Here is a 16,759-nt window from a genome sequence, read left to right on the forward strand (position 1 = left end):
ACTCCCATCAAACACTCGCACTCAAGCACACCAATGCACCCGCAAACGCGGACCCGGCTGCTGCAACGCCACCCGGATCGGATATTCGCTGACATCGTCACCCGCCAATGCGGCCTGAAGCACGTCGAGCTTCTGCTTGCCGCGCAGCAACAGCAGGCGGGTCGGGATGGCAGCGAGCCCGGCCGGCGTCAGCGTGATGCGCAGTGGCCACTGATTGGAGCCCGGGCAGCCGGTGGCATCCAGTGAAGCGTACGGCTGCGGGCTGGCCAGCGCTTTGGGCAGATCCGTGGCGCCGGGAAACAGCGAGGCGGTATGCCCATCGCCGCCCATGCCCAGCACCGCCAGGCAGGCGGGTTCGGCATGCGTGGCCTGCAGGTTCGCGGTGTGCACGCACTCGGGCAACTGCTTGCCCGGGCGCACCAGCGGGATGAAGGTCGCTGCCGGCGCATGGCTCAGGAAGCTGTGATTCACCAGCCAGGCATTGCTGTCCTGGTCCTGCGGCGACAGCCAGCGCTCATCGACCAGGCCCACTTCCACCCGCGACCAGTCCAGCGAACGGTGGGCGAGGGATTCGTACACCGGCGCCGGCGTGGTGCCGCCGGACAGCAGCATGCGCGCCTGACCGCGGCGCGAAATCTCCTGTTCCAGCAGATCGGCCATCTCGCTGGCCACCGCCTCGGTCCATTCGGCCGGGTCTTCGTAGCGCACCAAGGTGATGCGCGGATTGTCCTGCAGGCTCATCGCTGCTCTCCTGGATGCTGACGCTGCGCATCCACCGCATACGCGGCGGCGCCGAGCAGGCCGGCATGCGGATGCATGACGGCCAGCGACGGCACCCGCGACATGATCGCGGAGAAGCGTCCCTTGTGTTCGAAGCGCTGGCGGAAACCGGAATGCTGCAGCGAATCCAGCACCTTGGGCACCAGCCCGCCGGTGAGGAACACGCCATCCCAGGCGCCCTGCATCAACACCATGTCGCCAGCGATCGCACCGAAGATGGCGCAGAACAGATCGATGGTGCGCGACGAGCGCGGGTCGCCCGCAGCCGCACGCGCGGTGATGTCCTTGGGCTGCAGCGGGCCCGGGTCGACCCCGGCAATCTCGCTGAGCGCACGATGGATGTTGACCAGCCCCGGGCCACAGATCAGGCGCTCGTTGGAGACCCGGCCGAACTGCTCGGAAAGGATCTCCAGGATGCGGATTTCTTCCGGCGTACCCGGCGGGAAGCTGACATGGCCGCCTTCGGTTTCCAGCGGAAAACAGCGCCCGTTGCGCACGATCAGGCCGCCCACACCCAGGCCAGTGCCGGGGCCGATCACCCCGTAATTGCGCGGTTGATCGATCGAGGCCGGCCGCCAGCTGGCGCCGCCCACCTGCACCACGTCTTGCGGACGCAGCAGGCTGATCGCCATGGCCTGCGCGGCAAAATCGTTGATCAGGTGCAGGGTGCTGAAGCCCAGCATGGCAGCGGTGCGCGAGCGCGAGATCACCCACGGGTGGTTGGTGATGCGCGCCTCGTCGCCATCCACGCGGCCCGCCACGGCGAACACGCCCTGGGTAGCCTGCACGCCGATCTGGTCGAGGTAATACCGTGCGGCTTCGCCGAGCGAACCGAAATCGACCACCGCAAATTCGCGCGAGGTGTCATCCAGCAGCGGTACCGAGGCGTCGACGTCGGCCAGCGCGAAGCGCGCATTGGTTCCGCCGATATCGGCAACCAGCACCGGCTTGGAAGGAGCGGTCATGCGGTGTGTCCCTGTGCGTCGGTGGCCGGGGGCAGGAAGGGCGCCGCGCTCTCGGGTCCCCAACTGCCGGCCGGGTAGGTCTGAAGCGGCAACTGCGCGTCTTTCCAGGCATCGCTGACGCTGTCGATCCACGACCAGGCCGCCTTGACCTCGTCATCGCGCACGAACAGCGCCGGGTTGCCGTTGAAGGCATCCACGAACAGGCGCTCGTACGCGATGCGGCGGTGCAGGCCGGTCGGGACCGACAATTCCAGTTCCAGCGGCTGCAGTTCGATCGCGCCCCATTCCGGTCCGGCGAGGCTGCTCATCAGGCCGAGCTCGATGTTTTCCTGCGGCTGCAGCTGGAAGGTCAGACGGTTGGGCACCGCGTTCTGACGGTCCGGGCGCTCGAACAACCAATGCGTCACCGGCTTGAGCGTGACCACGATGCGGGTGGAGCGCTCGGCCAGGCGCTTGCCGGTGCACAGGTGGAACGGCACGCCGGCCCAACGCCAGTTGTCGATATGCGCGGTCACCGCGACGAAGGTCTCTACATCGCTGCCTTCCGGCGGGTGATAGGCCTGCGCCGGCTGGCCGTTGATGCTGCCGGCGGTGTAGCGGCAGCGTACGCTGTCATGGGCGGCGTGTTCGGCGGTCATCGGGCGCAGGGCGCGCAGTACCTTGACCTTCTCGTCGCGGATGCGGTCGGCTTCCAGCGACGCCGGCGGCTCCATCGCCACCAGACACAGCAGCTGCAGGATATGGCTCTGCACCATGTCGCGCAGTGCGCCGGAGCGGGCGTAATAGGCATCGCGCCCGTCCACGCCTTCGCTTTCGGCCACCAGGATCTGCACCGACTCGATGTAGGTGCGGTTCCACACCGCCTCCAGCAGCGTATTGCCGAAGCGCAGTGCGATCAGGTTCTGTACCGCCGCCTTGCCCAGGTAATGGTCTAGGCGGAACACGCGGTCTTCGTCGATCAGCGCGCCGATCGACTGCAAAATCTCGAGCGCGCTATCCGAATCGTGGCCGATCGGCTTTTCCAGCATCAATCGATGCGGGGCTGCCAGCGCACCACCCAGGGCCAGACCCTGACAGGTGCTGATGTACAGGCCCGGCGGAATCGCCAGGTAGCTCACGCACTGGCGGCTGGACAGCTCGCGCACGGCGTTGGCCACCGATTCGGCATCGCGCAGATCCACCGAGCGGTAGTCGACCCGCTGCAGCAGCGTTTCGATCTGTTCGGGCGTGGCGATCGGCAAGGCCTGGGTCAGACGCGGCCGCAGCACCTCGCGGAAGGCCTCGGTGTCGTGCGGCGACAACGCCAGCGCACGGATACGGAAATCCTCCGGCAGCAGGCCGTCGACGAACAACCGCAACAGGGAAGGAAACAGATAGCGCTGGGCAAGATCGCCGGTGGCGCCGAACAGGATCAGGGTGTTGTGCATGGACCGAATTTCAGATTCTGGAGACATCGTTATCAGCAGCTTGTCGGAAAGGCGCCGGACAGCCGGCGGTCGGTACGTCTGTTCCTGAGCGACACTGACGTGCGCGCAGCGGAGGATGGACGCGCACGCCCAATCCCCGATTGTTGCAGCAAGTGGCCGTCAGCGGTTAGCGCTGCGGCGGTAGACCTGCACATGCGTGGCGAAATGCCTGGCCTCGCACGGTAGGCTGCACCGCTTGAAACAGCGGCGTGGGTAACTGGCGTCATGGTCCCTCCCGAGATCGATGTTGCCATGTGAAAACGATTACATGTCAGAATAAACCAATGCATTCGTTTGCAGGAGATTTCCTTGCAGGCGCATGTGGCGTCACCGCCGTCGGGAGGGCCGAGGGCAGGGCGCACAACTTACGTTGAGGCCGAAAATGGCGAAAGTGCAGTTGGAAGGTGTCCGCAAGGTCTACGAGAATGGCCAGGTCGCGGTGCAGGGTGCGAGCTTCGAAGTCGCCGATGGCGAGCTGATGGTGCTGGTGGGGCCATCCGGCTGCGGCAAGTCGACCTTGCTGCGCATGATCGCCGGGCTCGAGGACATCAGCGCCGGCACGCTGAAGATCGGCGAGCGCGTGGTCAACGATGTGGCACCAAAAGACCGCGACATCGCCATGGTGTTCCAGAGCTATGCGCTGTATCCGCACATGACCGTGGCCGAGAATCTGTCCTTCGGTCTCAAGCTGCGCGGCCATCCCAAGCAGGTCATCGCCGAACGCGTCAACAACGCCGCCGAACTGCTTGGCCTGACTCCGATGCTCGACAAGCTGCCCAAGGCGATGTCCGGCGGCCAGCGGCAGCGTGTGGCGCTGGGCCGGGCGATGGTGCGCGAATCGTCGGTGTTCCTGCTCGACGAGCCGCTCTCCAATCTGGATGCCAAGCTGCGCCACAGCGTGCGTACCGAGATTGCGCAGCTGCACCGCAAGCTCGGCACCACCATGATCTACGTCACCCACGACCAGGTCGAGGCGATGACGCTCGGCCAGCGCATCGTGGTGCTCAAGGATGGCGTGATCCAGCAGATCGACAGCCCGATGGCGCTGTACGACCGCCCGGCCAATCTGTTCGTGGCCGGCTTTCTCGGCAGCCCGGCAATGAACATGCTGCAGGGACGGCTGGACGAGCAGGACGGCCTGCATCTGGTCATGGCCGACGGCTGGCGTGTGCCGCTGGGTGCGGCGCAGGTGGATCGCAGTTGGTTCGGTCGCGAGGTGATCGTCGGCGTGCGTCCGGAGCATCTGCAGCCGTCGAGCGATGCGCTGCTGGGCTTCGAGGCGAAGGTGGAAGTCATCGAGCCGGTCGGCAACGAGATCTTCCTCAACCTGGATCGTGGCGGTCAGCCGCTGGTCATCCGCGTCGCGCCGCAGGCCTTGCCGGCGGTCGGTCAGCCACTGCGCCTGGCGTTGCGCAGCGAGGCGCTGCACTTCTTCGACCCGGCCACCGGCGAGCGGCTGGACACGGCTTAACGCTCCAATCCGGGTGTCAAGGCAAGTGGGCGTGCGCTGTGTGCGCCTGCTTGCAGTGCGGTGGTGGCGTCCAATGTCAGCTCCAGCGGCAGCACCGCCAGCGCAAGAGTGCCGGCAACACTCACCAGCGTGCCGATGGCCGTGCCATCCAGCGTGACCGCATCGCCCGCCTCGATGGCGCCATCGACTTCCAGTAGCTGCAGGGCGCGTTTGGCCTTGCCCAGGAAGTGCGTGCGCGCGACGATTTCCTGGCCCGGATAACAACCTTTTTTCACGCTGAAGGCGTGCAGGCGATCCAGTGCCAACTGTTGCGGTGTCCATTGCTCGCGTTGTGCATCGGGCAGGCGGACCAATCCCAGTTGCAGATCGGCGCGGCGCCACTGCGCATCCACGCCTGGCACTTCGATAGGCGCTGCCAATGCCTGGTCGGTGTGCAACAGCAAGGTGCGGGGCAGGGCGGTCGTGCCCATATCCAATTCGATACGCTGCGTTCCGATATCGGCCTGTGCGCCCCGCGCGCGTTGCGCTGCTTCGAATCCGCCGTAGGCAGATAGCGCTGCAACAACGATCTTGAGCTTGCGCCGGAACACGAAACGGCCAAGTTGCAAGGCGATCTCGGCCGCGTTGCCGTCGGGCAACAGCATCAATACGTGTGTGTCGTCCTCACGCAACAGTGCGAAGATGGCAATCACGCGCCCCTTCGCAGTCAACCACGCATTCCACTGCCACTGCCCAACCGCCAGCGCCTGTACGTCGTTGGCAAATTGCGCATGCGCGAACGCCACTGCATCCGTCCCGATCAAGCGGACGTATTGCATGTCGTGCAGGGAGCCAAAACCCTGCGGAATAAGATTCAGGTTGTCAGCCACGGAAGGGGAGGACTAAAATCGCACTGTTGTGAGACCACTATGATAGGCCATCCAACCCCCACCCCAGCGCAGGATTCCGAAACGCAGCCTTCTTCTCAGGAGCACATTCCCGAGAAGCAGCCACTGCCCAAGGAGATTGGTGGGCGCGACGGCCCTGAGCCAACGCGCTACGGCGACTGGGAAAAAAATGGACGCTGCATCGATTTCTGATCAGCTTTTAGCCACAGCGGCCTAGTGCCGCCCAGCCGAGATAATGAGCCCAGCGAATGGCGATCCGAGAACGTCCTCTTTCCCCGCATCTCCAGGTGTACCGCTGGCAGATACAAATGGTCACCTCGATCCTGCATCGAGCGACCGGCATCATTCTGTCAGGAGGAGCGCTGGTGATTGCCGCCGCTTTGCTGGTGTTGATGCTCGGCCAGGACCACTGGACCTGCCTCACGCAACAGCTTGGCGCCTGGTATGGCCAACTCTTCCTGTTCGGTTGGACCTGGGCATTTGCCTACCACCTGTCCAACGGCATCCGCCACATCGTGCAGGACTTCGGGTATGGCTACAGCATTCCCGCTTTCGTGCGTAGCGGCTGGGCCTCGGTTGTGGTCAGCCTGCTGATCACTGCTGCGATCTGGGCCTATGTATTGATTGGAGCTGGCGCATGAACCGTTACCGCACCCCGCTGAAAAATGTGCGTGGTCTGGGCGCGGCCAAGACCGGCACCGAGCATTTCGTTCTGCAGCGACTGACCGCCACCGCGCTGGTGGTGTTGTCGATCTGGTTTCTGGTCTTCGTGCTGAGCCTGCTCGGTTCGGACTACCCGACCGCCGTTGCGGCCGTGTCCAAACCCTGGAACGCGATCTTGCTGGTCGGCTTCCTGGTGGCGATGTTCTGGCATGCGCAGATCGGTTTGCAGGTCGTGCTCGAGGATTACATCCACAACTCGTTGCTGGCGCTGGCGTTGCAGACCACGGTCAAGTTCGTCGCCGCGCTCGGTGCGATCGTCAGCATTTTCGCAGTGGCGCGCATCGCGCTGGGCGGTGCCTGAGTCATCGGGCACCCAGAATAGGAATCCAGATTAGATGTCCGCTTATAAGATTACGGAACACAAGTACGACATGGTCGTGGTGGGCGCCGGCGGCGCCGGCCTGCGCGCCACGTTCGGCCTGGCCCAGAAGGGCCTGCAGACGGTCTGCCTGACCAAGGTCTTCCCGACCCGCTCGCACACCGTGGCAGCGCAGGGCGGCATTTCCGCCGCGCTCGGCAACATGGGCGAAGACGATTGGCGCTACCACTTCTACGACACCATCAAGGGCTCCGATTGGCTGGGCGACCAGGACGCGATCGAGTACATGTGTCGCGAGGCGATCCCGGCCATCATCGAACTCGAACATTACGGCGTGCCGTTCTCGCGCACCGAAGAGGGCAAGATCTATCAGCGCCCGTTCGGTGGCATGACCACCAAGTACGGCGAAGGCCCGTCTGCCCAGCGCACCTGCGCGGCGGCCGACCGTACCGGTCACGCCATGTTGCACACGCTGTATCAGCAGTCGCTGGCGCATAACGCGCGTTTCATGATCGAGTACTTCGCGCTTGATTTGATCTTCGACGAAGAAGGCGTCTGCCGCGGCGTGCTTGCGCTGGACATGGCCGACGGCACCTTGCATCTGTTCCGCGCCCACGGCGTGGTACTGGCCACCGGCGGCTATGGCCGTGCCTACTTCAGCGCCACCTCCGCCCACACATGTACCGGTGACGGCGGCGGCTTGGTGATGCGTGCCGGCCTGCCGGTGCAGGACATGGAGTTCGTGCAGTTCCATCCCACCGGCATCTACGGTGCGGGCTGCCTGATCACCGAGGGCGTGCGTGGCGAAGGCGGCATTCTGCGCAACAGCAACGGCGAGCGCTTCATGGAGCGCTACGCACCGCATTACAAGGATCTGGCATCGCGCGATGTGGTCTCGCGCTCGATGACGGTGGAGATCCGCGAAGGCCGTGGCGTGGGCGAGCACAAGGATCACATCCTGCTCGACCTGACCCATCTCGGCCCGGAAGTCATCAACGAGAAGCTGCCTGGCATCGCCGAAAGCGCCCACATCTTTGCCGGTGTGGACGTGACCAAGCAGCCGATCCCCGTGCTGCCGACCGTGCACTACAACATGGGCGGCATTCCGACCAATTTCTACGGCGAAGTCGTGCGCAAGCAGGGCGACAACCCGGATGCGGTCGTGCCGGGCCTGTACGCGATCGGCGAAGCCGCCTGCGTGTCGGTGCACGGCGCCAACCGGCTGGGCTCCAACTCGCTGCTGGATCTGGTGGTGTTCGGCCGTGCGGTGGCAAACCGCTGCGCCGAGACGGTCAAGCCCAACCAGCCGCACAAGACCTTGCCGTCGGATGTCTGCGACAAGTCGCTGGGGTTGCTGGACAAGCTGCGTCACGCCAACGGCTCCACGCCCACCTCGGTGATCCGCGACAACATGCAGCGCACCATGCAGTCGGATGCTGCGGTGTTCCGTACCAGCAAGACGCTCAAAGAGGGCGTCGACAAGATGGCCGAGATCTTCGCCAGCTTCGAAGACGTCAAGGTCTCCGACCGTTCGCTGGTGTGGAACTCGGATCTGATCGAGACCTACGAGTTGAACAACCTGCTGCTCAACGCAGTGGCGACGATCAACTCGGCCGAGCAGCGCCACGAAAGCCGCGGCGCGCATTCGCACGAAGACTTCCCCGACCGCGACGACGTCAACTGGCAGAAGCACACGTTGGTGACCGTCGACGACAAGGGCAAGTGCGAGTTCGAATACCGCCCGGTGCACATGTACACGCTGAGCAAGGACGTGGATGTGGTCCCGCCGAAGCCGCGCGTTTACTGATCGATGCGCATGAATCGATCGGCTTCCACGCTGCATCTGCCCGCCGGTATGTCCGGGCGCGGTAGCGCTGCATCGCGGCAGCCGGTGCGTTACATCATGCAGGAGCAGCGCCGGCCATACGCCGGTCGCTGCGCCACGACTTCGGTGGTGGCATCCATCGCCTTTACCTTCATGCGCACGGTGCGGTTGTCGTTCGCACCGCGCATCGCCTGAGCCAACGAGAGCAGCTATGGCAGAGTTCACCCTCCCCAAGAATTCAAAGATCGGCAAGGGCAAGCACTACCCGGCACCGGGCGCCAAGAACAAGCGCACCTTCAAGGTCTACCGCTGGGATCCGGATGGCGACGCCAACCCGCGTACCGACAGCTATGAGATCGATCTCGACAAGTGCGGCCCGATGGTACTGGATGCGCTGATCAAGATCAAAAACGAGATCGACCCGACGTTGACGTTCCGCCGTTCCTGCCGCGAAGGCATTTGCGGTTCGTGCGCGATGAACATCGACGGCACCAACACGCTGGCCTGCACCAAGGCGATCGATGCCTGCGGCAAGGCCGAAGTGCCGATCTATCCGCTGCCGCACATGAGCGTGATCAAGGATCTGGTGCCGGATCTGACCCACTTCTACGCGCAGTACGCGTCGATCAAGCCGTGGATCCGCACCCAGACCCCGGCGCCGACAGATCGCGAGCGCCTGCAATCGCCGGAAGACCGCAAGAAGCTGGACGGTCTGTACGAGTGCATCCTGTGCGCGTGCTGCTCGACCAGCTGCCCAAGCTATTGGTGGAATGGCGAGCGCTATCTGGGCCCGGCGATCCTGCTGCAGGCGTATCGCTGGATCATCGATTCGCGCGATGAGGACACCGGTGCGCGTCTGGACGATCTGGAAGATCCGTTCAAGCTGTATCGCTGCCACACCATCATGAACTGCGCACGGACCTGCCCGAAGGGGCTGAATCCGGCGCTGGCGATCACCGAAATCAAGAAATTGATGATGGCGCGCCGCGCCTGATCGCCGGGCAATGATGTCCCGCCTTGGCGGGAAGTTGGTTCACAGCGGCACCGGCCCTTGGTCTGGTGCCGCTGTCGTTTGCGGCTCGCTGTTAGGCGAGATGGAGAGGTGAGATGGACGAAGAAACCCTGCTGAAAAAACTGCGCTGGCGCTGCCGGCGCGGTATGCGCGAGCTCGATCAGTTGTTCGGGCGCTATCTGGATCAACGCTGGGCGCAGGCGTCCGAGTCCGAGCGCGCGGTTTTCCTACAGCTGCTGGATTGCGAAGACGATAAGTTGTGGCGCTGGTTCATGGGATACGAGGCCTGCCCCGATGCCGACAACGCCGCACTCATTGCCAATATCCGCGCCTTGCCAGCTTGAATGGCGGCCTTCGCGCGGGATGGGTTGCGCATTGAGCGTGTTGAACGCGCTGGCGCTTTGGGCGGTCTGGCGTAGCGGGGTGCCGGTGTGGCTGGCAGCGGTGTTGTCTGCCTACGCGCTGTTGGCCAGTGGACGAACGTTGCGCATGCTGTTGCGTTCGCCAGTGCGAGAAGTGATCGTGCCCTGGGGCGAAACGCCCGCCAGCGTTGACGGCGCGCAGGTACAAAGCCTGCAGGTCGCATGGCGCGGACCGATCGCCGTGGTGTCGTGGACGCGTCTGGATGCACGCCGCGAGCGCCTGCATTTCTGGCCTGATACGTTGCCGGCAGCGCAGCGACGTGAACTGCGTCTGGCCGCTCAGGCACACGCCATTTCGTCCGGGCCGCCGCAAGTGGCACCATGGCGTCCCTTTCCTGGTTGAACCGCATGTTCAAACCTATCCCGGTTGCCATCGGCTTGCGCTATCTGCGTGCCAAACGGCGCAATGGCTTCATCTCGTTTATCTCGATGGCATCGATCCTGGGCATTGCCCTGGGGGTGACGGTGCTGATCACCACGCTGGCCGTGATGAGCGGCTTCCAGAAGGAAATCCGCGATCGCCTGTTGCAGATGGCCGCGCATGCGACGGTCAGTGCGGACGGCGCGCCGATGCGCGACTGGCAGCATGCGGTCGAGGTCGCCACCGCCGATCCGCGTATCGCCGGTGCCGCACCCTACATCGAGACCGAATCGTTGCTGCAGGGCCCACGCAAGCAGCCGGCGATCGTGCGCGGCATCATTCCTGCCGAAGAAGGCAAGGTCTCGGTATTGGCCAAGAAGATGCAGCAGGGCTCGGTGGATAGCCTGACCCCGGGCTCCTACAACATCGTCATCGGCAAGGAGCTGGCGATCTGGCTGGGCGTGGATGTCGGCGACAGCATCGTGGTGTTGCTCAGCGATACCCAGGCCACGCCGCTGGGCGCGATGCCGCGGCTCAAGCGCTTCACCGTCAGCGGTATTTTCGAGGCGGGCTACAACGAGATCGACCGCGGTCTGGCGGTGGTCAACATGCAGGACCTGGCCCGCGTACTGCGCATGGATGGCGTCACCGGCGTGCGGTTGCGGCTGCACGACATGGATCAGGCCTGGACGGTGGCGCGTGATCTTGCGATCAAGTTGCATGGTCCATATCGGGTCAGCGACTGGACACAGGAAAACGCCAATCTCTATCACTCGTTGAAGATGGAAAAGACCGTGATGGGCATCCTGCTGTCGCTGATCGTGGCGATGGGCGCGTTCAACCTGGTGTCTTCGCAGGTGATGCTGGTGACCGACAAACAGGCCGATATCGCGATCCTGCGCACCTTGGGTCTGTCGCCTGCGGGCGTGATGCAGGTGTTCATGGTGCAGGGCTCGCTGATCGGCTTCATGGGCACGATCATGGGGGTGATCGGCGGCATCGTGCTGACGCTCAATCTCGAGCGCATCCTCGGTGTGATCGAGACGATCTTCAGCGTCAAGCTGCTGCCCGAAGACGTGTATTACATCACCGGCCTGCCGACCGATATGCAGACCCAGGACGTGGTGGTGATCACCGTGGTGGCGTTGGTGATGAGTTTTCTGGCGACCTTGTATCCGGCATGGCGCGCCTCGCGTACGCAGCCGGCGGAGGCGCTGCGTTATGAATGAGAACCGGGAATCGGCCGTGCAAAAGTCAGGTCAAGCAGAGGCGGTGATCCGCGCCGAGGGGCTGGCCAAGACCTACGCCGAAGGCAAGATGCGCACGCCGGTGTTCGATGGATTGGACCTGTCGGTGGCGACCGGCGAAACGGTGGCTATCGTCGGTGCGTCCGGCGCGGGCAAGAGCACGCTGTTGCATCTGCTCGGCGGGTTGGATATTCCGACCTCGGGCGAGGTGTATGTGGCCGGGCGTCGCATGTCGGCGCTGTCCGATGGCGAGCGCGGCAAGCTGCGCAATCAGGCGCTGGGCTTCGTGTATCAGTTTCATCATCTGCTGCCGGAATTCACCGCGTTGGAAAACGTGATGATGCCGGTGCTGCTGTCCGGCAAAGAGGTGTCGGTGGCCAGGGCACAGGCATTGCAGTTGCTGGAGTCGGTCGGGCTGGGGCATCGCATCGAGCACAAACCCAGCGAGTTGTCCGGCGGCGAGCGCCAGCGTGCTGCCGTGGCACGTGCGCTGGTGAACAAGCCGGGCTGCGTGCTCGGCGACGAGCCCACCGGCAATCTGGACGACAAGACGGCGGAGACCGTGTTCGAGCTGATGCTGGAACTCAATCGTGCCCAGCGCACCAGTCTGGTCCTGGTGACGCACGATCGCAGCCTGGCGCGTCGTCTGGATCGCGTGCTGGAGCTGCATCAGGGCAAGCTGCGCGAGTTGGCGCCGTCTGCGGTGTGAGCCACGCCCAGCTGTCGGAATCTCTGGCGGCTGGGTCGTATTGAACTCCGGATTTCAGTTTGAAAATCCTGATTCCGGTTGCCGATGTATCTGCGTAATGCATCGGCCGGATGTGGCAGCAACACGCTCGCTCACGATGTGGTGCCAGCAAGCGCTATCGGGTCAACCATCGCTTTGACAACACGCGGTCGCCGCCACGCATGTGACGGCGACCTTGCGCATCAGGGAATGATGCGCTGCGCACGCAGTCGTGTGAACACCTCCAGGAACGAGGCGCGGCTGTCGTAGAAGTCCAGAAAGCCCAGCTCGCGGCTCTTGGTCATATCGTTGACGCACTCGATCTCGCGGCCCAGGTCGGCGTCGGTATGCCACCACGATGCCAGTCGGTTGACGTCGGCTTCCACCAAACCATGCTGCTTGGCGATCTCTGCCCACACGGCCGGCGCGGTCTCGCTCAAGCGTGCTTCCAGCGGCGCCGGCGTTTCGGGGCAGGGGAGCGCGTCAAGTCCGAAGAATTCGGCAATCTGGCCCCACATCCAGCGCCAGCGGAACACATCGCCGTTGACGGTGTTGAAGGCCTGATTGCGTGCGGCCGGGCTCAAGCCGGCCCAGGCCAGCTGCCGGCCAAGCAGGCCGGCGTCGGTGAGGTCGGTGAGGCTGTTCCACTGCGCTTGCGAGCCGGGGAACACGAACGGCTGACCGGTGTGCTTGCACAGCGATGCATACACCGCCAGCGTCACGCCCATGTTCATCGCATTGCTGCCATTGGCCATGCCGATCATGGTGTGCGAGCGATGCACACTCCAACCGAACCCATGCTGCTCAGCATTTGCGAACAGCAGGTCTTCCAGCGTGTAGTAGAAATTCTCGCCGGGCTGGCGCGGCTCGCTTTCGCGAAACGGCGTTTCGGCCTTGCCGCTGCCGTAGTTCTCGAACGCACCCAGATAGTGCTTGGTGCCGGTGACCAGCGCCATGTGCTGCAGCGGTGCATCGCTCAACGCCTCGCACAGATGCCGCATCATCGCGCCGTTGGCCTCGACGTTTTCGCGCTCGGTATCGCGACGTGTCCAGGTGCAGAAAAACACGTGGGTGATCGGCAGGCCACGTAGCGCGTTGGCGGTGCTCTCGGCATCCAGCAAATCGGCTGCTACCGGAATCACGCCGTCCTGGGCGAGCGGACGCCGCGCCAGGCCATAGACGGTCCAACCGTCGGCGACCAACACGTTGGCGAGGTTGTAACCAGAAATTCCGGTCACGCCGACAATCAATGCAATGCCTTTACGCATGGGGGAGCTCCTCGAAGACAGCGTTGAACATAGCGCTGCGGCCATGAAATCGAGGCGAATGCATGCCGGAGTGATGCGTGTGTCACGTGCACAGCCGTCTTCCTACCCGCCAATGCGCCGATCCCCGCTGTGGTCAAGCTGTGCGAGCAACTAGCTTGAGTCGGTGGATGGACCACAGACGGGAGGCGACCGGCAGCATGGATGTGTCAGCACCAGTGCCGTCGGCGCCGCGCGCCGGATCGGCGGTCACCGCTGCAGCGGCGTTGCTGCTGGGCGTAGTGGTGTGCGCCTGGTCGCCTGCGGTGTTGCCGCGTGCGGTCTACGCGATCTTTGTGTGTGCAGGTGGGCTGGGTATCGGCTTGACCCTGTGGCTGCGGCCGCAGCGGATCTTGTTGTTGCTGGCGACGGCAACGGCACTGTGCGGCTTCGGTCTGATGGGGTGGCAGGTCGCCAGCACCTTGCAGGCGCAGCTGCTCCCGCAAGACGAAGCGCGCGAGCTGGCTGTGCGCGGCCAGATCGTCGGGCTACCGGTGGCCGAGCAACGACGCACGCGCTTTCAGCTACGGGTGGATGACGACCACACACAACCAGCATCGCTACGCGGCAAGCTCTTGCAGTTGGCCTGGTACGACGACTTCGGTGCCGAACACATCGGTCCACGCGCAGCACTGCGCGCCGGTGCAGGTTGGCAATTGCGCCTCAAGCTGCGGGCGCCGCGCGGCCTGCGCAATCCTGGTGGGTTCGATGCCGAACGTCAGGCCCTGGCGCAGCGCATTGCCGCGACCGGTTACGTGCGTGTCACTGCCGCTGCAAGGCAAATCGCGGCACCGCGTGGCGTGGACGCCTGGCGCGACCGCATGTCGCAGCGGATTGCCGAGCACGTGCCTGGGCCTTCAGCGCCTTATCTGCGCGCACTTGCGCTAGGCGACACGCGCGGGCTGGACGATGCGGCCTGGGCGACGCTGCGTGCGACCGGGCTCAGCCATCTGATCGCAATCTCCGGATTCCATGTCGGATTGGTCGCCGTGTTCTTCGCGATGCTGGTGGCCGGACTCTGGCGAGCGTGGCCCGGTCTGGGAACGCGCCTTCCACGCCTCCACGCCGCGGCCATCGCGGCATTACTCGCCGCCGCTGCGTACGCGGTGCTGGCGGGATTGGCGCTGCCTACCGTGCGCACGGTGTTGATGATTGCCGTGGTCGCGCTGGCGCGGGTTGTGCGCCGCCGTGCCACGACCGCGCAGATCCTCGCGCTCGCCTTGCTGGCTGTCGTGCTGTGGGACCCGCTGAGCGTCCTGGTCGCCGGCTTCTGGCTCAGCTTCGCCGGTGTGGCCTGGTTGGTGTGGTGCCTGCCGTCCGACGATCGCGCCATCCTGCGTGGTTTTCTGTCGGCGCAGACCGTCGCCACCGTCGGCCTGCTGCCGCTGACGGTCAGCCTGTTCGGGCAGGCGTCGTTGGTCGGGCCATTGGCGAATCTTGTAGCGATCCCATGGTGGACCTTCGTGGTGGTGCCGCTCGCCTTGCTGGGCACGGCGCTCGAAGCGCTTCATCCAGGCACGGGCGTGTGGGCATGGCGCTTGGCCGGCTGGTGTTTCGAGCTGACCTGGCCGGGCTTCGTCTGGCTCGGGCAGACCCCGATGGCGTTGTGGTGGGTGCCCGAATCCGATGCGACCGCGCTGGTGTTGGCCTTGCTCGGCGCGTTCTGGCTGTTGCTGCCGCGCGGTACGCCCGGCAAGTCATTGGCCGTGCTGTTGTGGTTGCCACTGTTATGTCCGGACCGCGAACTGCCTGCAGCCGGCGAGGCCGATGTGCAGGTGCTGGACGTGGGGCAGGGCCTGGCGGTGCTGGTGCGCACGCAACGGCATGCGCTGTTGTTCGATACGGGCCCTGCAGTGCGCGATGGCTTCGATGCCGGCGAGCGGGTGGTGCTGCCGGCGCTGCGCGCGCTTGGCTTGCGCCGCCTGGATGCCATCGTGCTCAGTCATGCCGATGCCGATCATGCCGGCGGCTACGCGGCGGTACGTACGGGATTGCCGGTTGCCATGACCACTGCGCCGCCGGATGCACCGCTGGACGTCAGCACGCGCTGCCATGCCGGCCAACAGTGGGAATGGGACGGCGTGCGCTTTCGCTTCCTGCATCCGAGTGCCGGTTTTCCGTATCTGCGCAATCAGTCCAGCTGCGTGCTGCGAGTCGAGACGCGGTATGCAAGCGCGCTGCTGCCGGGCGATATCGGCGAGATCGTCGAACGTCGATTGATGCATGGGCATCTGTCCGAGCTACGCGCCGATCTGGTGATCGTTCCGCACCATGGCAGCGCCGACGGCTCGCATGCCGGGTTCATTGCCGCGACCGGCGCGCGGCTGGTGCTGGTGTCCTCCGGGCACGGCAACCGCTTCGGCCACCCGCGTGCGGAGGTGGTGCAGCGCTGGCAGGGCAGTGGCGCCGAGCTGCTCGACACCGCACAGGCCGGCGCGATCAGGGTCTGGCTGGGCGCCGACGGCCTGCAGGTCCGCGAGCGGCGGCGCTGGCAGCCACGGCTGTGGGATGCTGCAGAACGGCGGCGGTCGGCTGCTATCCTATCGGCCAGCGAATAGGCGGCCGCGTTGCCGGAGGAATCGAATCGTGTTGGAGCTGGTCAAGGCGGGCGGTTGGCCGATGGTGCCGTTGCTGTTGCTGGGCGTGATCGCCCTGGCGATCGTGCTGGAGCGTCTGTGGAGCCTGCGCCGCAACGAGGTGACTCCGCCAGGTCTGGGCGAAGAGGTCCGCAACTGGGCCGCGCGTGGCAAGCTGGATCCCGGCCATATCGAGTCGCTGCGTCGCAATTCGCCGCTGGGCGCCTTGCTCGCCGCTGCGCTGGACGTGCGTGGCCGCCCGCGCGAGTTGATCCGCGAACGTATCGAAGACACCGGCCGACATGTGGTGCACCGCATGGAGCGCTATCTGAATGCCTTGGGCACGATTGCCTCGGCCGGGCCGTTGCTGGGTCTGCTGGGGACCGTGGTCGGCATGATCCAGATGTTCATGGGCATCCTCGATCACGGTGTTGGCGATGTGAACCAACTGGCTGGCGGCATCGGCAAGGCGTTGGTGTGCACGGCCACCGGCATGATCATTGCGGTGCCTGCATTGATGGCGCATCGCTTCTTCAAGGGCCGCATCGCCGGCTACATCATCGAGATGGAGCAGGAAGCCACGTTGTTGCTGGATACGATGGATGGACGTGCGATGCCGGTCGCTGCGGCACCGGTTGCGGCGGGTACCAAGCCCGTCATGGCAAAGGGCTGAC

At 64.7% G+C, this 16,759-nt stretch carries 17 protein-coding genes and 1 pseudogene; 13 read left to right on the top strand and 5 right to left on the bottom strand.

What is annotated here, in order from left to right:
* Positions 1 to 21: 21 nt before the first annotated feature.
* The 3 genes from pgl to zwf are packed head-to-tail and all read right to left on the bottom strand — an operon-like array spanning position 22 to position 3,172.
* On the bottom strand, positions 22 to 741 hold the full coding sequence (gene pgl / locus FFY45_RS07590; protein ID WP_104550861.1) for a 6-phosphogluconolactonase: 720 nt from the start codon (positions 739 to 741) through the stop codon (positions 22 to 24).
* Entirely contained in the window at positions 738 to 1,745 is a 1,008-nt protein-coding gene (gene glk / locus FFY45_RS07595) for a glucokinase (protein WP_006449612.1), read from the bottom strand. The genes pgl and glk overlap by 4 nt, the downstream gene beginning before the upstream one ends.
* The gene (gene zwf / locus FFY45_RS07600) at positions 1,742 to 3,172 is read right to left on the bottom strand and encodes a glucose-6-phosphate dehydrogenase (RefSeq protein ID WP_176339957.1); all 1,431 of its coding nucleotides are present in this window, start codon (positions 3,170 to 3,172) and stop codon (positions 1,742 to 1,744) included. The genes glk and zwf overlap by 4 nt, the downstream gene beginning before the upstream one ends.
* A gap of 421 nt (positions 3,173 to 3,593) precedes the next feature.
* Here zwf and FFY45_RS07605 point away from each other — a divergent pair, with 421 nt between their 5' ends.
* The gene (locus FFY45_RS07605; RefSeq protein ID WP_176339958.1) at positions 3,594 to 4,682 is read left to right on the top strand and encodes an ABC transporter ATP-binding protein; all 1,089 of its coding nucleotides are present in this window, start codon (positions 3,594 to 3,596) and stop codon (positions 4,680 to 4,682) included.
* Here the strand turns inward: FFY45_RS07605 and ygfZ are convergent.
* Positions 4,679 to 5,551 (bottom strand): CAF17-like 4Fe-4S cluster assembly/insertion protein YgfZ, encoded by an 873-nt coding sequence (gene ygfZ / locus FFY45_RS07610; RefSeq protein WP_176339959.1) that lies wholly within the window; start codon positions 5,549 to 5,551, stop codon positions 4,679 to 4,681. The two genes, FFY45_RS07605 and ygfZ, sit on opposite strands and share 4 nt — an antisense overlap.
* Before the next feature lie 39 nt (positions 5,552 to 5,590).
* Here ygfZ and FFY45_RS22110 point away from each other — a divergent pair, with 39 nt between their 5' ends.
* The 10 genes from FFY45_RS22110 to lolD all read left to right on the top strand — a co-directional run bounded on the left by FFY45_RS22110 (position 5,591) and on the right by lolD (position 12,187).
* Entirely contained in the window at positions 5,591 to 5,761 is a 171-nt protein-coding gene (locus FFY45_RS22110; RefSeq protein WP_074057438.1) for a DUF1674 domain-containing protein, read from the top strand.
* Positions 5,762 to 5,817: 56 nt separating this feature from the next.
* A complete protein-coding gene (gene sdhC, locus FFY45_RS07620) occupies positions 5,818 to 6,210 on the top strand; it encodes a succinate dehydrogenase, cytochrome b556 subunit (RefSeq protein ID WP_006449605.1) in 393 nt (130 codons plus the stop codon).
* Positions 6,207 to 6,593 carry a succinate dehydrogenase, hydrophobic membrane anchor protein gene (gene sdhD / locus FFY45_RS07625; protein ID WP_023904094.1) on the top strand — a complete coding sequence of 129 codons (387 nt, stop codon included), beginning with the start codon at positions 6,207 to 6,209 and terminating at the stop codon, positions 6,591 to 6,593. Before sdhC ends, sdhD begins: the two co-directional genes overlap by 4 nt.
* Before the next feature lie 34 nt (positions 6,594 to 6,627).
* Positions 6,628 to 8,418, top strand: coding sequence for a succinate dehydrogenase flavoprotein subunit (sdhA, locus tag FFY45_RS07630; RefSeq protein ID WP_176339960.1), 1,791 nt, complete (start codon positions 6,628 to 6,630; stop codon positions 8,416 to 8,418).
* A 9-nt stretch (positions 8,419 to 8,427) separates the two neighbouring features.
* Positions 8,428 to 8,631, top strand: coding sequence for a hypothetical protein (locus FFY45_RS07635; RefSeq protein ID WP_439333517.1), 204 nt, complete (start codon positions 8,428 to 8,430; stop codon positions 8,629 to 8,631).
* 16 nt (positions 8,632 to 8,647) lie between these two features.
* Positions 8,648 to 9,430, top strand: coding sequence for a succinate dehydrogenase iron-sulfur subunit (locus FFY45_RS07640; protein ID WP_176339962.1), 783 nt, complete (start codon positions 8,648 to 8,650; stop codon positions 9,428 to 9,430).
* A 113-nt stretch (positions 9,431 to 9,543) separates the two neighbouring features.
* The gene (locus FFY45_RS07645; RefSeq protein ID WP_176339963.1) at positions 9,544 to 9,792 is read left to right on the top strand and encodes an FAD assembly factor SdhE; all 249 of its coding nucleotides are present in this window, start codon (positions 9,544 to 9,546) and stop codon (positions 9,790 to 9,792) included.
* Positions 9,743 to 10,213, top strand: a complete 471-nt coding sequence (locus FFY45_RS07650; RefSeq protein WP_043889228.1) for a YgfX family protein — start codon at positions 9,743 to 9,745, stop codon at positions 10,211 to 10,213. The genes FFY45_RS07645 and FFY45_RS07650 overlap by 50 nt, the downstream gene beginning before the upstream one ends.
* Positions 10,214 to 10,218: 5 nt before the next feature.
* Positions 10,219 to 11,460 (top strand): lipoprotein-releasing ABC transporter permease subunit, encoded by a 1,242-nt coding sequence (locus tag FFY45_RS07655; RefSeq protein WP_115040090.1) that lies wholly within the window; start codon positions 10,219 to 10,221, stop codon positions 11,458 to 11,460.
* On the top strand, positions 11,453 to 12,187 hold the full coding sequence (gene lolD, locus FFY45_RS07660) for a lipoprotein-releasing ABC transporter ATP-binding protein LolD (protein ID WP_023904088.1): 735 nt from the start codon (positions 11,453 to 11,455) through the stop codon (positions 12,185 to 12,187). The genes FFY45_RS07655 and lolD overlap by 8 nt, the downstream gene beginning before the upstream one ends.
* Positions 12,188 to 12,408: 221 nt before the next feature.
* Here lolD and FFY45_RS07665 read toward each other — a convergent pair whose 3' ends face one another.
* On the bottom strand, positions 12,409 to 13,473 hold the full coding sequence (locus FFY45_RS07665) for an SDR family oxidoreductase (RefSeq protein WP_176339964.1): 1,065 nt from the start codon (positions 13,471 to 13,473) through the stop codon (positions 12,409 to 12,411).
* Positions 13,474 to 13,640: 167 nt separating this feature from the next.
* Here FFY45_RS07665 and FFY45_RS07670 point away from each other — a divergent pair.
* Positions 13,641 to 16,202 (top strand): annotated as a pseudogene (locus tag FFY45_RS07670) (DNA internalization-related competence protein ComEC/Rec2); the annotation flags it as partial.
* Positions 16,096 to 16,758 carry a MotA/TolQ/ExbB proton channel family protein gene (locus FFY45_RS07675; RefSeq protein ID WP_023904085.1) on the top strand — a complete coding sequence of 221 codons (663 nt, stop codon included), beginning with the start codon at positions 16,096 to 16,098 and terminating at the stop codon, positions 16,756 to 16,758. The pseudogene FFY45_RS07670 and the gene FFY45_RS07675, both read left to right, overlap by 107 nt.
* The last annotated feature ends 1 nt before the right edge of the window (position 16,759 follow it).

This window comes from Xanthomonas hortorum, from assembly GCF_011305375.1.
GTDB lineage: Bacteria > Pseudomonadota > Gammaproteobacteria > Xanthomonadales > Xanthomonadaceae > Xanthomonas > Xanthomonas hortorum_E.

What these genes read in the sequence shown, in the direction of transcription:
- pgl (WP_104550861.1), bottom strand. Translation starts at nt 741, where the DNA reads ATGAGCCTGCAGGACAATCCGCGCATCACCTTGGTGCGCTACGAAGAC.
- glk (WP_006449612.1), bottom strand. Translation starts at nt 1,745, where the DNA reads ATGACCGCTCCTTCCAAGCCGGTGCTGGTTGCCGATATCGGCGGAACC.
- zwf (WP_176339957.1), bottom strand. Translation starts at nt 3,172, where the DNA reads ATGCACAACACCCTGATCCTGTTCGGCGCCACCGGCGATCTTGCCCAG.
- FFY45_RS07605 (WP_176339958.1), top strand. Translation starts at nt 3,594, where the DNA reads ATGGCGAAAGTGCAGTTGGAAGGTGTCCGCAAGGTCTACGAGAATGGC.
- FFY45_RS22110 (WP_074057438.1), top strand. Translation starts at nt 5,591, where the DNA reads ATGATAGGCCATCCAACCCCCACCCCAGCGCAGGATTCCGAAACGCAG.
- sdhC (WP_006449605.1), top strand. Translation starts at nt 5,818, where the DNA reads ATGGCGATCCGAGAACGTCCTCTTTCCCCGCATCTCCAGGTGTACCGC.
- sdhD (WP_023904094.1), top strand. Translation starts at nt 6,207, where the DNA reads ATGAACCGTTACCGCACCCCGCTGAAAAATGTGCGTGGTCTGGGCGCG.
- sdhA (WP_176339960.1), top strand. Translation starts at nt 6,628, where the DNA reads ATGTCCGCTTATAAGATTACGGAACACAAGTACGACATGGTCGTGGTG.
- FFY45_RS07635 (WP_439333517.1), top strand. Translation starts at nt 8,428, where the DNA reads ATGAATCGATCGGCTTCCACGCTGCATCTGCCCGCCGGTATGTCCGGG.
- FFY45_RS07640 (WP_176339962.1), top strand. Translation starts at nt 8,648, where the DNA reads ATGGCAGAGTTCACCCTCCCCAAGAATTCAAAGATCGGCAAGGGCAAG.
- FFY45_RS07645 (WP_176339963.1), top strand. Translation starts at nt 9,544, where the DNA reads ATGGACGAAGAAACCCTGCTGAAAAAACTGCGCTGGCGCTGCCGGCGC.
- FFY45_RS07650 (WP_043889228.1), top strand. Translation starts at nt 9,743, where the DNA reads ATGCCGACAACGCCGCACTCATTGCCAATATCCGCGCCTTGCCAGCTT.
- FFY45_RS07655 (WP_115040090.1), top strand. Translation starts at nt 10,219, where the DNA reads ATGTTCAAACCTATCCCGGTTGCCATCGGCTTGCGCTATCTGCGTGCC.
- lolD (WP_023904088.1), top strand. Translation starts at nt 11,453, where the DNA reads ATGAATGAGAACCGGGAATCGGCCGTGCAAAAGTCAGGTCAAGCAGAG.
- FFY45_RS07665 (WP_176339964.1), bottom strand. Translation starts at nt 13,473, where the DNA reads ATGCGTAAAGGCATTGCATTGATTGTCGGCGTGACCGGAATTTCTGGT.